The organism is Streptomyces sp. NPDC005899, assembly GCF_040629645.1.
Lineage (GTDB): Bacteria > Actinomycetota > Actinomycetes > Streptomycetales > Streptomycetaceae > Streptomyces.
Genome location: NZ_JBEXWB010000024.1, coordinates 25,728 through 40,174, shown reverse-complemented (window position 1 = coordinate 40,174; position 14,447 = coordinate 25,728). Strand labels below are relative to the sequence as shown.

At 72.0% G+C, this 14,447-nt stretch carries 10 protein-coding genes; 9 read left to right on the top strand and 1 reads right to left on the bottom strand.

The window, feature by feature from the left end:
* Positions 1 to 514: 514 nt before the first annotated feature.
* From ABZ371_RS05685 to mfd, 3 genes are all read left to right on the top strand, one after another.
* Entirely contained in the window at positions 515 to 1,303 is a 789-nt protein-coding gene (locus ABZ371_RS05685) for an ABC transporter ATP-binding protein (RefSeq protein WP_358673930.1), read from the top strand.
* Positions 1,300 to 3,882, top strand: coding sequence for an FtsX-like permease family protein (locus ABZ371_RS05680; RefSeq protein ID WP_358673927.1), 2,583 nt, complete (start codon positions 1,300 to 1,302; stop codon positions 3,880 to 3,882). The genes ABZ371_RS05685 and ABZ371_RS05680 overlap by 4 nt, the downstream gene beginning before the upstream one ends.
* A gap of 303 nt (positions 3,883 to 4,185) precedes the next feature.
* Positions 4,186 to 7,716: a transcription-repair coupling factor gene (gene mfd, locus ABZ371_RS05675; protein WP_358673924.1), complete on the top strand. Its 3,531-nt coding sequence runs from the start codon at positions 4,186 to 4,188 to the stop codon at positions 7,714 to 7,716.
* Positions 7,717 to 7,777: 61 nt separating this feature from the next.
* On the opposite strand, the gene ABZ371_RS05670 is transcribed toward mfd, so the two are convergent.
* Positions 7,778 to 8,404, bottom strand: a complete 627-nt coding sequence (locus ABZ371_RS05670; RefSeq protein WP_358673921.1) for a TetR/AcrR family transcriptional regulator — start codon at positions 8,402 to 8,404, stop codon at positions 7,778 to 7,780.
* Positions 8,405 to 8,508: 104 nt separating this feature from the next.
* Between ABZ371_RS05670 and ABZ371_RS05665 the strand changes: the two genes are divergently transcribed.
* The 6 genes from ABZ371_RS05665 to ABZ371_RS05640 all read left to right on the top strand — a co-directional run bounded on the left by ABZ371_RS05665 (position 8,509) and on the right by ABZ371_RS05640 (position 14,415).
* Positions 8,509 to 9,375 carry a hypothetical protein gene (locus ABZ371_RS05665; protein WP_358673918.1) on the top strand — a complete coding sequence of 289 codons (867 nt, stop codon included), beginning with the start codon at positions 8,509 to 8,511 and terminating at the stop codon, positions 9,373 to 9,375.
* Between the two features lie 168 nt (positions 9,376 to 9,543).
* The gene (locus tag ABZ371_RS05660; RefSeq protein WP_358673915.1) at positions 9,544 to 10,266 is read left to right on the top strand and encodes an HNH endonuclease family protein; all 723 of its coding nucleotides are present in this window, start codon (positions 9,544 to 9,546) and stop codon (positions 10,264 to 10,266) included.
* 370 nt (positions 10,267 to 10,636) lie between these two features.
* Entirely contained in the window at positions 10,637 to 11,293 is a 657-nt protein-coding gene (locus tag ABZ371_RS05655; RefSeq protein WP_358673912.1) for a SurA N-terminal domain-containing protein, read from the top strand.
* A gap of 175 nt (positions 11,294 to 11,468) precedes the next feature.
* On the top strand, positions 11,469 to 11,921 hold the full coding sequence (locus tag ABZ371_RS05650) for a hypothetical protein (RefSeq protein WP_358673909.1): 453 nt from the start codon (positions 11,469 to 11,471) through the stop codon (positions 11,919 to 11,921).
* A 95-nt stretch (positions 11,922 to 12,016) separates the two neighbouring features.
* Positions 12,017 to 13,003 carry a nucleoside triphosphate pyrophosphohydrolase gene (locus tag ABZ371_RS05645; protein ID WP_358673906.1) on the top strand — a complete coding sequence of 329 codons (987 nt, stop codon included), beginning with the start codon at positions 12,017 to 12,019 and terminating at the stop codon, positions 13,001 to 13,003.
* Positions 13,000 to 14,415: a cytochrome P450 gene (locus tag ABZ371_RS05640; protein WP_358673903.1), complete on the top strand. Its 1,416-nt coding sequence runs from the start codon at positions 13,000 to 13,002 to the stop codon at positions 14,413 to 14,415. The genes ABZ371_RS05645 and ABZ371_RS05640 overlap by 4 nt, the downstream gene beginning before the upstream one ends.
* Positions 14,416 to 14,447 lie beyond the last annotated feature (32 nt).

Here is a 14,447-nt window from a genome sequence, read left to right as displayed (position 1 = left end):
CCCCGGTCCCGCGCCCGGGGTGCGGGGGGTGACGCCGGGACGGACGCGTCCCGGGTCACCGCCCCGGTCGCACGCCTCGTCGTCGAGCCCTCCGCCGGCGCGGTCCGCGCCGCCCGGTCCACCGTCCACGCCGCCCACAGGGTTTCCTTCCCTATGCACCTATTTCTCGGAGGGGTCAGCCTTTCACCATCGGCGGCCCGGCGGGAGGAGGCGGCCGAAGGGTGAGACCCCTACTCAGGTGCCACCCTCGGGGCCCGTTCCCCTAGGGGGAGCTCCGCCCTGCCGCCCAGGGGTCGTTCCTCCCGCTGGAGGACGTGCCGCACCGGGACCGCTCCTTACCGTGTTCTTACACCGCGACCGCAGGCCGGACACGGGCTGACCACAGCGGCCGGGGTGGGGAAAACCCCACCCGAAGACTGCGCCGGGCACCAGCGCGCCGGACCCTTCGGCGCACGAGACTCGCAACGTACACAGAGACGTCCGTCCGCGTATGGACCCACAGAGGAGATTCACCGTGACAACGGCTGTAAGCATTCCCAGGCACGGGGGCACTGGAGGGCGTACGGCCGTTGCCGCACGAGCGCGACAGGTCGTCAAGGCGTACGGCGCCGGCGAGACCCGGGTCGTCGCGCTCGACCACGTCGACGTGGACATCGCCCGCGGGCAGTTCACGGCGATCATGGGCCCGTCCGGCTCCGGCAAGTCGACCCTCATGCACTGCCTGGCAGGTCTGGACACCGTCACCTCGGGCGAGATCCACCTCGCCGACACGGAGATCACCAAGCTCAAGGACAAGAAGCTCACCCAGCTGCGCCGGGACCGGATCGGCTTCATCTTCCAGGCGTTCAACCTGCTCCCGACGCTCAACGCGCTGGAGAACATCACGCTCCCGATGGACATCGCGGGCCGCAAGCCCGACGCGGCCTGGCTGCGGCAGGTCGTGGAGACGGTCGGTCTCGCCGAGCGGCTCAAGCACCGGCCCACACAGCTCTCCGGCGGCCAGCAGCAGCGCGTCGCGGTCGCCCGGGCGCTCGCCGCCCGGCCGGACATCATCTTCGGCGACGAGCCCACCGGGAACCTCGACTCCCGGGCGGGCGCCGAGGTGCTCTCCTTCCTGCGCAGGTCCGTCGACGACCTGGGCCAGACGATCGTCATGGTCACCCACGACCCGGTGGCCGCCTCGTACGCGGACCGCGTGCTGTACCTCGCGGACGGCTCCATCGTCGACGAGATGCAGAACCCCACGGCGGACCAGGTCCTGGACCGCATGAAGGACTTCGACGCACGCGGGCGGACGTCATGACCGTGTGGAAGACCTCGATGCGCAACTTCCTCGCGCACAAGGGACGGATGGCGCTCTCCGCCGTCGCGGTCCTCCTGTCGGTGGCGTTCGTGTGCGGCACGCTCGTCTTCACCGACACGATGAACACCACGTTCGACAAGCTGTTCGCGGCCTCGTCGGCCGACGTGACCGTCAGCCCGAAGGCGGCCGGCGACGCGGACGACATGCCGGAGAACGGCCGGCCCGAAGCGCTGCCCGCCTCCACCGTCGCCCTCGTCGAGAAGGCCGACGGGGTGAAGGCGGCCGAGGGCGCCGTGACCAGCATGTCCGTCACGGTCGTCGACAGCCACGACAAGAACATGGGATCCGAGACCGGAGCCCCGACGATCGCCGGCAACTGGACCCGCAACGACCTGCGCTCCATGGAGATCGCCTCCGGCCACGCCCCGCGCGGCCCCACCGAGGTCATGGTCGACGCCGACACCGCCGAGAAGCACCACCTGAAGATCGGCGACGAGCTGCGCACCATCGCGGTCACCGGCGACATCAGGGCGAAGATCAGTGGTATCGCCGCCTTCACCGTGACCAACCCGGGCGCGGCCGTCGTCTTCCTCGACACGGCCACCGCGCAGCAGAAGCTGCTCGGCGCGTCCGGTGTCTTCACCCACATCTCGGTCACGGCCGAACCCGGTGTCAGTGACACCCGGTTGAAGGCGAACGTCGCCGCGGCCCTGGGTGACGAGGCCGCCTACAAGCTGCAGACGCAGGACGAGGCCGCGGCGGCCAACAAGGACTCCATGGGCTCCTTCCTCGACGTCATGAAGTACGCGATGCTCGGCTTCGCCGGGATCGCCCTCCTCGTCGGCATCTTCCTGATCGTCAACACCTTCTCCATGCTCGTCGCCCAGCGCACCCGTGAGATCGGCCTCATGCGGGCCATCGGCTCCAGCCGCAAGCAGGTCAACCGGTCGGTGCTCGTCGAAGCGGTGCTCCTGGGCACCGTGGGATCCGTCCTCGGCGTCGGTGCCGGGATCGGGCTCGCCGTCGGGCTCATGTCGCTCATGGGCGCCATCGGGATGGAGCTGTCCACCGAGGACCTCACCGTCGCCTGGACGACCCCCGTCGTCGGACTGGTGCTCGGGGTGGTCGTGACCGTCCTCGCCGCCTACATCCCGGCCCGCCGGGCCGGCAAGGTGTCGCCGATGGCCGCCCTGCGTGACGCCGGGACCCCGGCGGACGCGAAGTCCGGCTGGGTCCGGGCCGGGATCGGCCTGGTCCTCACCGGCGCCGGCGCCGCGGGTCTGTGGGCGACGACGCGGGCGGACGAGGCGAGCGAGGGCTCCGTCTTCCTCGCCCTGGGCGTGGTCCTCACCCTGATCGGCTTCATCGTGATCGGCCCGCTGCTCGCCGGCCTGGTCGTGCGGGGGCTCAGCATCGTCGTCCTGCGGCTGTTCGGCCCGGTCGGGCGGCTGGCGGAGCGCAACGCGCTGCGCAACCCGCGGCGCACCGGTGCCACCGGTGCGGCGCTGATGATCGGCCTGGCCCTGGTGGCCTGCCTCTCGGTGGTGGGCTCGTCGATGGTGGCCTCGGCCACCGACGAGCTGGACAGGTCGGTCGGCACGGACTTCATCGTCCAGTCCAGCACCGGTCAGCTGATCGTGCCGCAGGCCGCCGAGGCCATGGAGAAGGTGCCCGGCATCGAGCACGTCACCGACTACAAGATGCTCGCCGCGAAGCTCACCAACCCCGACGGTTCGACGGTCGACGAGCACGTCACCGCCGCCGACCCCACCTACCCCCAGGACCTGCGCCGCGAGACCCTCTCCGGCGACCTGGCGAAGGCGTACGGCGCGGACTCCATGTCCGTCGGCTCGGACTACGCCGAGCTGCACGGCATCGAGGTCGGGAACGAGATCACCGTCGCGTTCAAGGCGGGCGACACGGCGAAGCTCAAGGTCGCGGCGATCACCTCCGACGACACGAACGTGGACCAGGGGGCGATGTACCTCAACACCACGACCGCCGAGAAGTACGTGCCGGACGGCCGGATGCCCAAGAACATGATCATGTTCGCCTCGGCGCAGGACGGCAAGGAGAAGGAGGCGTACGCAGCCCTCAAGAGCGCGCTGGCCGGGTACCCCCAGTACAAGGTGCAGAACCAGGCCGACTTCAAGGAGGACCTGAAGGACCAGATCGGCCAGCTCCTCAACATCGTGTACGGGCTGCTCGCGCTGGCGATCATCGTCGCGGTGCTGGGTGTGGTGAACACCCTGGCCCTCTCGGTCGTCGAGCGGACCCGTGAGATCGGCCTGATGCGGGCGATCGGCCTCTCCCGCCGCCAGCTGCGCCGCATGATCCGGCTGGAGTCCGTGGTCATCGCGCTGTTCGGCGCGCTGCTCGGACTCGGCCTGGGCATGGGCTGGGGCACCTCCGCACAGAAGCTGCTCGCGCTGGAGGGCCTCGGCGTCCTGGAGATCCCGTGGCCGACGATCATCACGGTGTTCGTCGCCTCGGCCTTCGTCGGGCTGTTCGCCGCCCTGATCCCGGCCTTCCGGGCCGGGCGGATGAACGTCCTCGCCGCGATCGCCACGGACGGGTGACGGAGCCCACCGTAGGATGACTGGTCCGGCCCCGGGGCGTTCCTCCAAACGCCCCGGGGCCGGACCGCGTCCCGTGTCCGTCGTCGGGCGGGCGGGACCGGCGGACCGCTCCGCGGGCCCCGCCCGGCTCGGGCGGCGGCCCCCGGCCCTCCGGCCGGGCCCGGGGCGAGCCGCCGCCGTCCGGACAACGGCGTTCCCTCGCGCGGGTGACACACCGGCGTCGTACGCTGGAGCCCCCGGCCCGTGACACGTGTCGGGCCCTTCGCGTTGCTCACACCTCGCCACACCGGACGGAATCCCTTCATGAGCCTGCACGGTCTGCTGGATGTCGTCGTCACCGACCCGGCGCTCTCGGAAGCGGTGAAGGCCGCCGCCGACGGCCACCGGCCCCACGTCGACCTCGTCGGCCCGCCCGCCGCCCGCCCCTTCACGGTGGCCGCCCTGGCCCGCCGGGCCGGGCGCACCGTGCTCGCCGTCACCGCGACCGGCCGGGAGGCCGAGGACCTGGCGGCAGCGCTGCGGACCCTGCTGCCGCCGGACACGGTCGCGGAGTTCCCGTCCTGGGAGACCCTGCCCCACGAGCGGCTGTCGCCCCGCTCGGACACCGTGGGCCGCCGCCTCGCCGTGCTGCGCCGGCTCGCGCACCCCCGGCAGGACGACCCCGAGACCGGCCCGGTCTCCGTGGTGGTCGCGCCCATCCGTTCGGTGCTCCAGCCGCAGGTCAAGGGCCTCGGCGACCTGGAGCCGGTGGCGCTGAGCAGTGGGCAGACCGCCGATCTCGGGGAGGTCGTGGACGCCCTCGCGGCAGCGGCGTACGCCCGCGTCGAGCTGGTCGAGAAGCGCGGGGAGTTCGCCGTGCGCGGCGGGATCCTGGACGTCTTCCCGCCGACCGAGGAACACCCCCTCCGGGTGGAGTTCTGGGGCGACGACGTCGAGGAGATCCGCTACTTCAAGATCGCCGACCAGCGGTCCCTGGAGGTGGCCGCGCACGGACTGTGGGCGCCGCCCTGCCGGGAACTGCTGCTCACCGCCGACGTACGCACCCGGGCCGCGGCCCTCGCCGAGGCGCACCCCGAGCTCGGCGAGCTGCTCGGCAAGATCGCCGAGGGCATCGCCGTCGAGGGCATGGAGTCCCTCGCCCCCGTGCTCGTGGACGAGATGGAGCTGCTGCTCGACGTCCTGCCGAAGGGGTCGATGGCCCTGGTCTGCGACCCGGAGCGGGTGCGCACCCGGGCGGCCGACCTCGTCGCCACGAGCCAGGAGTTCCTCCAGGCGTCCTGGGCCGCCACCGCGGGCGGCGGTGAGGCGCCCATCGACGTGGGGGCGGCCTCGCTGTGGGGCATCGCGGACGTCCGGGACCGGGCCCGCGAGCTGGGCATGATGTGGTGGTCGGTCTCCCCGTTCGCCGCGGACGAGGACCTGGACGGGGACACCCTCAAGCTGGGGATGCGCGCCCCGGAGGCGTACCGCGGCGACACCGCCAGGGCGCTGGCCGACACGAAGGGCTGGCTCGCCGACGGGTGGCGCACGGTGTACGTCACCGAGGGCCAGGGACCCGCCTCCCGCACGGTGGAGGTCCTCGGCACGGAGGGCATTGCGGCCCGCCTCGACCAGGACCTGGCGGAACTCACGCCCTCGCTCGTCCACGTCTCGTGCGGCGCCGTCGACCACGGCTTCGTCGACCCGGGCCTGAAGCTCGCCGTGCTCACCGAGACGGACCTGACCGGACAGCGCACGGCCACGAAGGACCTGGGCCGGATGCCGGCCCGGCGCCGCAAGACCATCGACCCGCTCACCCTCCAGGCGGGCGACTACATCGTGCACGAGCAGCACGGTGTGGGCCGCTACATCGAGATGGTGCAGCGCACGGTGCAGGGTGCGACCCGCGAGTACCTCCTCGTCGAGTACGCCCCCGCCAAGCGCGGCCAGCCCGGTGACCGCCTCTACATCCCGACCGACCAGCTGGAGCAGGTCACCAAGTACGTAGGGGGCGAGGCGCCCACGCTGCACCGGCTCGGCGGCGCCGACTGGACCAAGACCAAGCAGCGCGCCAAGAAGGCCGTCAAGGAGATCGCCGCCGACCTGATCAAGCTGTACTCCGCGCGGATGGCGGCCCCCGGCCACGCCTTCGGCCCGGACACCCCGTGGCAGCGGGAACTGGAGGACGCCTTCCCGTACGCGGAGACGCCCGACCAGCTCTCCACGATCGCCGAGGTCAAGGAGGACATGGAGAAGTCCGTCCCGATGGACCGGCTGATCTGCGGCGACGTCGGTTACGGCAAGACGGAGATCGCGGTGCGGGCGGCCTTCAAGGCGGTCCAGGACGGCAAGCAGGTCGCCGTCCTGGTGCCCACCACGCTCCTGGTGCAGCAGCACTTCGGCACGTTCACCGAGCGGTACGCCCAGTTCCCCGTCAACGTGCGGGCACTGAGCCGCTTCCAGTCGGACGCGGAGTCGAAGGCGACTCTGGAGGGGCTGCGCGACGGCTCCGTCGACCTGGTGATCGGCACGCACCGGCTGTTCTCGTCGGAGACGAGGTTCAAGGACCTGGGCCTCGTCATCGTCGACGAGGAGCAGCGCTTCGGCGTCGAGCACAAGGAGCAGCTGAAGAAGCTCCGCGCCAACGTCGACGTCCTCACCATGTCCGCGACGCCCATCCCCCGCACGCTCGAGATGGCCGTCACCGGCATCCGGGAGATGTCGACGATCACGACGCCCCCGGAGGAGCGGCACCCCGTCCTCACCTTCGTCGGGCCGTACGAGGAGAAGCAGATCGGTGCGGCCGTGCGGCGTGAACTGCTGCGCGAGGGCCAGGTTTTCTACATCCACAACCGGGTGGAATCCATCGACCGGGCCGCGGCGCGGCTGCGCGAGATCGTGCCCGAGGCGCGGATCGCGACGGCGCACGGGCAGATGGGGGAGAGTCAGCTGGAGCAGGTCGTCGTCGACTTCTGGGAGAAGAAGTTCGACGTACTGGTCTCCACGACGATCGTCGAGTCCGGCATCGACATCTCCAACGCCAACACGCTGATCGTGGAGCGGGGGGACAACTTCGGCCTGTCCCAGCTGCACCAGCTGCGCGGCCGCGTCGGCCGTGGCCGGGACCGCGGCTACTCCTACTTCCTGTACCCCCCGGAGAAGCCGCTCACCGAGACCGCGCACGAGCGCCTCGCGACGATCGCCCAGCACACCGAGATGGGCGCGGGCATGTACGTGGCGATGAAGGACCTGGAGATCCGGGGCGCGGGCAACCTGCTGGGCGGCGAGCAGTCCGGCCACATCGCGGGAGTCGGCTTCGACCTGTACATCCGGATGGTCGGCGAGGCGGTGGCCGACTACCGGGCGGCGGTGGACGGTGGCGCGGAGGAGGAGCCGCCGCTGGAGGTCAAGATCGAGCTGCCGGTCGACGCGCACGTGCCCCACGACTACGCCCCCGGAGAGCGGCTGCGCCTCCAGGCGTACCGGGCGATCGCCTCGGCGAACTCGGAGGAGGACATCAGGGCGGTGCGCGAGGAGCTCACCGACCGGTACGGCAAGCTGCCGGAGCCGGTGGAGAACCTCCTGCTCGTGGCGGGACTGCGGATGCTGGCCCGGGCCTGCGGGGTGGGCGAGATCGTGCTCCAGGGGCCCAACATCCGCTTCGCACCGGTGGAGTTGCGGGAGTCGCAGGAGCTGCGCCTGAAGCGGCTGCACCCGAAGACGGTCATCAAGCCGGCCGCCCACCAGATCCTCGTCCCGCGCCCGACGGCGGGCCGTATCGGGGGCAAGCCGGTGGTGGGACGCGAACTGCTGTCCTGGACCGGTGAGTTCCTCACGACGATCCTGGGGTCGTAGCCCGCGGCGCACCCCCGGAGTCCGGGCCGCCCGGGTGTGCGGGCGGCCCCGGGCCGCCCGGTCAGCCGCCGTCCTGGCCGTGGCCGGGGGCCTGATGGGCGTCCCGGGCGGCGTCCTGGCCGGCGCCCCGGGCGAAGGTCGACGCGGCCAGGGCCCGGAAGACGTCCCCCGGGTCCCGGCCGCCCACCGGTTCGTCCAGGCTGCCGCTCAGCAGCAGGGTCGCGAAGCCGTGCGCCAGTGACCAGGCGGCGATGCCGGCGAGCCGTTCGTCGTCGCCCCGGGCCGTCTCGGGCAGGCCGCTGATCCCCGCGCGCAGCGCGTCGGTGGCGCGGGCCTTGCCGGCGAGCAGCGCGGGGTCGTCGGCGTGGTGGAGTTCCGGGCGGAACATCACCTGGAAGTGCGCGGGGTGGCCGATCGCGAACCGCACATAGGCCACGCCCCGTTCCCGCAGGTCCGGGGCTTCGGTCAGGGCGTCGGCGAGGAGGGCGTACCCCTCGGCGGCGACCGCGGTCAGCAGTCCGGTGCGGTCCTTGAAGTGGTGGGCCGGTGCGGAGTGCGAGACGCCCGCGCGGCGGGCGAGGCTTCGCAGGGACAGGGCGTCGGGCCCGTCGGCGGCGATGGTGTCGAGTGCGGCGGTGAGTACGGCGCGCCGCAGGTCACCGTGGTGGTAGGCGCGGTCACTGGTCATGGCACGCAACCGTACGCCCTATCTGGTCATTGACAAGTTCGGGGCCCGGGCCCATCCTGGGTATCTAGTCATTGACAAGATGACCTGTCGGGGGAGGCCGGAACATGTCGGACGAGCTGGGCTTCACACGCCGGATGTGGCACCTGCTGGAGCCGCTGCACGCCGTCTTCTACTACGCGCCGGAGGTGTTCGACGAGGCCGCGGCCCTCGGCTACGCCACGGGCGAGCGCTGGCCGAGCTACTTCGCCTGGCGTGCGGCACCGCTCGGGCAGGCCGGACCGGGCCGGGTGACCGCGGTCTTCCACAGCTTCAGCCCGGACATGGTCGGCAGGTACGTCCCGGCGGGGACTCCGGTGGCGCCTCCGCGGGCGGTGCTCGAGGCGCGGACGAGGGCGGTCGACCGGGCGTACCGGGCCCTCTTCGGCGAACGGGTGCACAGCCCAGGGCTCGCCGAGGCGGCCGCACTGGCGCAGCGCGCGGCACGGGCCGCGGACGTCACCGGCCGCCCGCTCGCCGAGGCGAACGCCGCCCTGCCGTGGCCGGACGCGCCGCACCTGGTGCTCTGGCAGGCGGCCACGGTCCTGCGGGAGCACCGGGGCGACGGACACGTCGCCGCGCTGGTCGCGGCGGGCCTCGACCCGGTGGAGTCGCTGGTCTCCTTCGCGGCCGTCGGCGCGGCCCGACCGGAGGTGTTCGAGAGCCGCGGGTGGGGGCGGGACGCATGGGAGGCCGCCCGGCGCCGGCTGCTCGACCGCGGGTTGCTGGAGGCCGACGGCACGGCCACGGACGCCGGACGGGCACTGCGCGCGGACGTCGAACGGCGCACGGACGAGGCGGCGTCCGGCCCGTGGCGGGCGCTGGGCGACCAGCAGCACGAGCGGCTCGTGGAGTTGCTGGGGCCCCTGTGGGTGGAGGCCGTCGGATCGGGGCTGCTGCCGTCCGAGACGACGCTGGGCATCGGGAAGGTGTGAGGAGGACCCCCGGGCGCCCGCTCCGGGTCGGCGGGCTCCCGCTCCGGGTCCGCGGCCTCCGCCTCCCGGCCAGGACCGCAGCGCTGGGGCGGCCTCGGCCGGGAGCGGGCCGTCCGGGTACGGCCCGCCCACCCCGCTCCCGCCCTCCGGCCCCTAGGCTGGTCGGCTGTGACGCCTTTTCGGGCCGTACGGCCCCGACACCGCCTCCTGCCCCTGCTGACGCTGACCCTGACGGGCACGCTCGCCGTGACCGGTTGCGAGGACCTGACCGGTCCACCGACGTCCTCGCCCGCTCCCGCCGGCCCTGCCGCCGCCGGCTCGGCGCTCCAGGCCGTGGGCACGCTCACCGTGAAGGGCCGGGCCCCCAAGACCGGCTACGACCGGGACGAGTTCGGCTCCGCCTGGGCGGATACCGACCACAACGGCTGCGGCACCCGCGACGACATACTCGCCGGCCAGCTCGACGACGTCTCCCGCGACGCCGACGGCTGCAAGGTGCTCAGCGGGGTCCTGGACCCCGACCCGTACACGGGGACGCGCATCACCTTCCGGCGCGGGCGCAGCAAGGTGGACATAGACCACCTGGTCGCCCTGTCCGACGCGTGGCAGAAGGGCGCCCAGCAGTGGAGCGACGGCAAACGGCGGGCCTTCGCCAACGACCCGCTCAACCTGGTGGCCGCCGACTCGTCGACCAACCGCCGCAAGGGGGACGGGGACACGGCGACCTGGCTGCCCCCCAACAAGGGCTACCGCTGTACGTACGTGGCGGGGCAGGTGTCGGTCAAGAAGAAGTACGGGCTGTGGGTGACGGCCGCCGAGCGCGACGCGATGAAGAAGGTGCTGACGGCCTGCCCCGACCAGAAGCTGCCCACGGGTGGCGGAACGGAATGAGCCCATGTGTCGGGAGGCGGTTGCGCGTCAGGTGGCACTGATCCGGGAAACGTGCGCACGTGCGTAGTGGTGTGCAAGGTCGGATGGGGGCAGGTCTCGCATCGCAACGACGAGCACGGGGATCAGGGCGGCGCTGATCGACCATCCGGAAACGCGACTGGGCCGACTTGTCGGAGCGTGGTCGGTCAGGGACGGCGCCCCCGAAGGCGGGAACACGGCCGGCGGGTGGTCTGCGCTCCCGAGGAAGGCCCACATCCCCATCTCCTCCCGAATCGTTGGTCGAACCGGTGGCCTCAGCCACCTCCACTGCCTAACATCGATCACCGCAAGGCTTGTGCACTGATGCACAAACTCTCCCCGGGAGGCTCCTTTGCACCGCCGTCGTCGCACCGCGCTCGCTCTGTCCGCCGCAACGCTCCTCGCGGCACCGCTTCTCTCGGCCTGCGGCAGCGAGGCCCATCCGGGTGCCGCGGCCGTGGTCGGCGGTGATCGCATCGATGTGGCCACCGTCCAGGCGCACACGGCGGACGTGCGCGACGCCCAGCAGGCCTCGGCCCGGTCCGTGGAGTTGGTGAAGGCGTCCGGGCAGCTCACCCGGGTCAAACTGTCCGGGCTGATCTTCGGCCGGGTTCTGGACCGTGCCGCCGAGGACGCCGGAGTCAGCGTCAGCCGCAGGGAGATCGAGCAGACCCGTAACGCGGCGGCCGCGCAGTCCGGCGGAGACGAGGGGCTGCGGACCATGATGCTCGAACAGCGCTGGATCGCACCGGAGCAGATCGAGGACAGCCTCCGTCAGGAGGTCCAGCTCCCGAAGCTGGCACGGGCGCTCGGTGCGGACCTGCAGAGCCCGGCCGGCCTGCAGAAGGTAGGGCAGGCGCTCACCGAGGCGTCGACGGCCCTGCACATCGACGTCAACCCCCGCTACGGCAGTTGGGACGACAAGAAGGTGCAGCTCAGCACCCACAAGGTCCCGTGGATCACCCAGGTCACGACCTTCCCGGACCGGCAGCCCGAGGCGGGCGCCTGACCGTGGGGACACGGCGGTGCGGTGGGGGGTGTTCCGTGTGGCAAGGTATGCCGGTCATGCGTGCTGAGCCCTGCACGGTTCCGAGAGGTCACGGCCCTGGTAGGGGTGTGGTCTCGGCGTAGTCCTCTGCGTCCGCTCGCCGCACCTCTATTTCGGTCCGTCCCTGGGATGTGTTGTGAACGCGAGACGACGTCGGGCGCTGCTGGTTGCCGTCACGGAACTGCTGGAGCCCGGTGAGCAGGTGGGGGCCACCGCGCTGGTGAACCTGAGCGAGGTCTCGTTCAGGAAGAACGTGGCGATGGGGATCGCCGCGGCGGTGCTGAGCGGTGGTGCGATGTCGATGGCCATGGCGCCGCAGCCGATGTACCTCGCGGTGACCGGGGAGCGCCTGTTCCTGTTCCAGGCGAACCAGGCGTTCGCGAAACCCGACCGGCTCGTGGGCGTCCTCCCGCTCGAGAACCTGAAGCGGACGGAGGTCAAGCGGGGGCTCATGAAGTACTCGTTCGACCTCGTCGACGAGGCGCGGGAGAGCGGTGCTCTGCGTGTGTTCTTCCCGCGGATCGGCGGCGGCAGGGAACTGGACGCGGTGGCACAGCTGATACCCGTGTTGTCGGCCGTGGCGGCGTAGAGCCGCTGGGCGCGCCCGGGGTGCGGGCCGCGGTCCGGACGCAGGGCGGCCGAGCGGGGGACGCCGTACGGGACGGCCGGGGTAGGTTCGGGGGTGTGAACGCTGAAGCATCCGGCCGCATCGTCCTGCTCACCGCCAGCCACCGGGTCGCGCCGGGGCTGCTGTCCTGGCCCGCCTGGCATACGCTGCGCACCGCCGACCGCGTGCTGTGCGCCGAGGCGGACCACCCGCAGCTGCCGTACATGGCGGAGGCCGGCGTCGTCGTCGAGCACGCGGCCCCCTCGGCCCAGGAGCTCGTGGACGCCTGCGCGGGCGGGCGGACCGTCGTGGTGCTGGTGGGTGGCGAGGGCAACCAGCCGCTGACCGACGGGCTGGCCCGCCTCGGCGGTTCCGGCCGGGTGCACATGCCGGACCTGGAGCTCCTGCCCGGCTCCTACGACCTGCCGGGCGCGCGGCTCCTGGACCTGGTGCAGGTCATGGACCGGATCAGGCGGGAATGCCCCTGGTCCTCGCAGAGGACGCACAAGGGCCTCGCGAAGTACGCCATCGAGGAGGCGTACGAGCTCGTCGAGGCCATCGAGGACGGCGACCGGGACGAGCTGCGGGAAGAGCTCGGAGACGTCCTGCTCCAGGTCGTCTTCCACGCCCGGATCGCCCAGGAGGACCCGGAGGAACCCTTCGCGATCGACGATGTCGCGGGCACGATCGTGGAGAAGCTGATCCACCGCCATCCGCACGTCTTCGGTGACGAGACCGCCGAGACCCCGGAGGACGTGCACGCCCACTGGCTGCGGACCAAGGCGATCGAGAAGCAGCGCGACTCGGTCACCGACGGGGTCCCGCTCGGCCAGCCCGGCCTGGCCCTCGCGGCGAAGCTGGCCGGGCGGGTCCGTACGGCCGGGCTGGACGTGGCGCTCCCGGAGGGCGACGGCATCGGCTACCGGCTCCTCGCCCTCGCGGTGCGGGCCGAGCAGGACGGCACCGATCCGGAGGCCGCGCTTCGGGCCGCCGCCCGTACCTACCGGGACGCCATCCGGGCGGCGGAGGGACACGGCACGGCGGCGGATACCGTCGAGGAGTGAACGACGACCCCGCCGACGATCCCGCCGGCCCTTCGGCCGGCAGCCCTTCCGGCCCCCCGGCCGACCACCCCGCCGGCCCTCCCCCTCGCTCGGCCGCCGGCACCCCCTCCGTCCCTCCCGCCGGGTGCCCCGCCGGCCGTACCGCCCCCGGCGACGCGCCCGAGCTCTTCACCTGGGAGTTCGCGACCGACCCCTACCCCGCCTACGCCTGGCTCCGCGAGCACAGCCCCGTACACCGGACCGCGCTGCCCAGCGGGGTGGAGGCCTGGCTGGTGACCCGGTACGCCGATGCCAAGCAGGCCCTCGCCGACCCCCGGCTCTCGAAGAACCCCGCGCACCACGCCGGGTCGGCGAAGGCCAAGGGGAAGACGGGCATCCCCGGGGAGCGCAAGGCGGAGCTGATGACGCATCTGCTCAACATCGACCCGCCGGACCACACCCGGCTGCGCCGGCTCGTCTCCAAGGCCTTCACACCGCGCCGGGTCGCCGAGTTCGCCCCGCGCGTGCAGGAGCTGACCGACAGGCTCATCGACTCCTTCGTCGAGGAGGGCAAGGCGGACCTCATCCACGACTTCGCCTTCCCGCTCCCCATCTACGCGATCTGCGACCTGCTGGGAGTGCCGCCGGAGGACCAGGACGACTTCCGCGACTGGGCGGGCATGATGATCCGTCACGGTGGCGGTCCGCGCGGCGGGGTCGCCAGGTCGGTCAAGAAGATGCGCGGATACCTCGCCGAACTCATCCACCGCAAGAGGGAGGATCCCGGTGACGACCTGATCTCGGGGCTCATCCGGGCGAGCGACCACGGTGAGCACCTCACCGAGAACGAGGCCGCGGCGATGGCGTTCATCCTCCTCTTCGCCGGTTTCGAGACGACCGTGAATCTGATCGGCAACGGCACCTACGCCCTGTTGCGCGATCCGGAGCAGCGCGGACGGCTGCAGCGCTCCCTCGCCGCGGGCGAGGAGGGGCTGCTGGCCACCGGCATCGAGGAACTGCTGCGGTACGACGGTCCGGTGGAGCTGGCCACCTGGCGGTACGCGACCGAGCCCGTGACCCTCGGAGGGCAGGACATCGGGGTCGGGGACCCTGTCCTCGTGGTGCTGGCGGCCGCGGACCGCGACCCGGAGCGCTTCCGGGACGCGGACGTCCTGGACCTCGCGCGGAGTGACAATCAGCACCTCGGGTACGGCCACGGGATCCACTACTGCCTGGGAGCGCCGCTGGCCCGTCTGGAGGGGCGGACGGCGCTGGCCACCCTGCTGAGGCGACTTCCTGACCTGCGGCTCGCTCCGGAAGCCGACGACGTGCGGTGGCGCGGCGGGCTCATCATGCGCGGACTGCGCACTCTGCCCGTGGAGTTCGATCCCGGACAAAAGGGCACCGAAGGTGACAGTCTGTCAACTCCGTGACTTTCACGTGATCTCCCCTGCATCGACTTGTG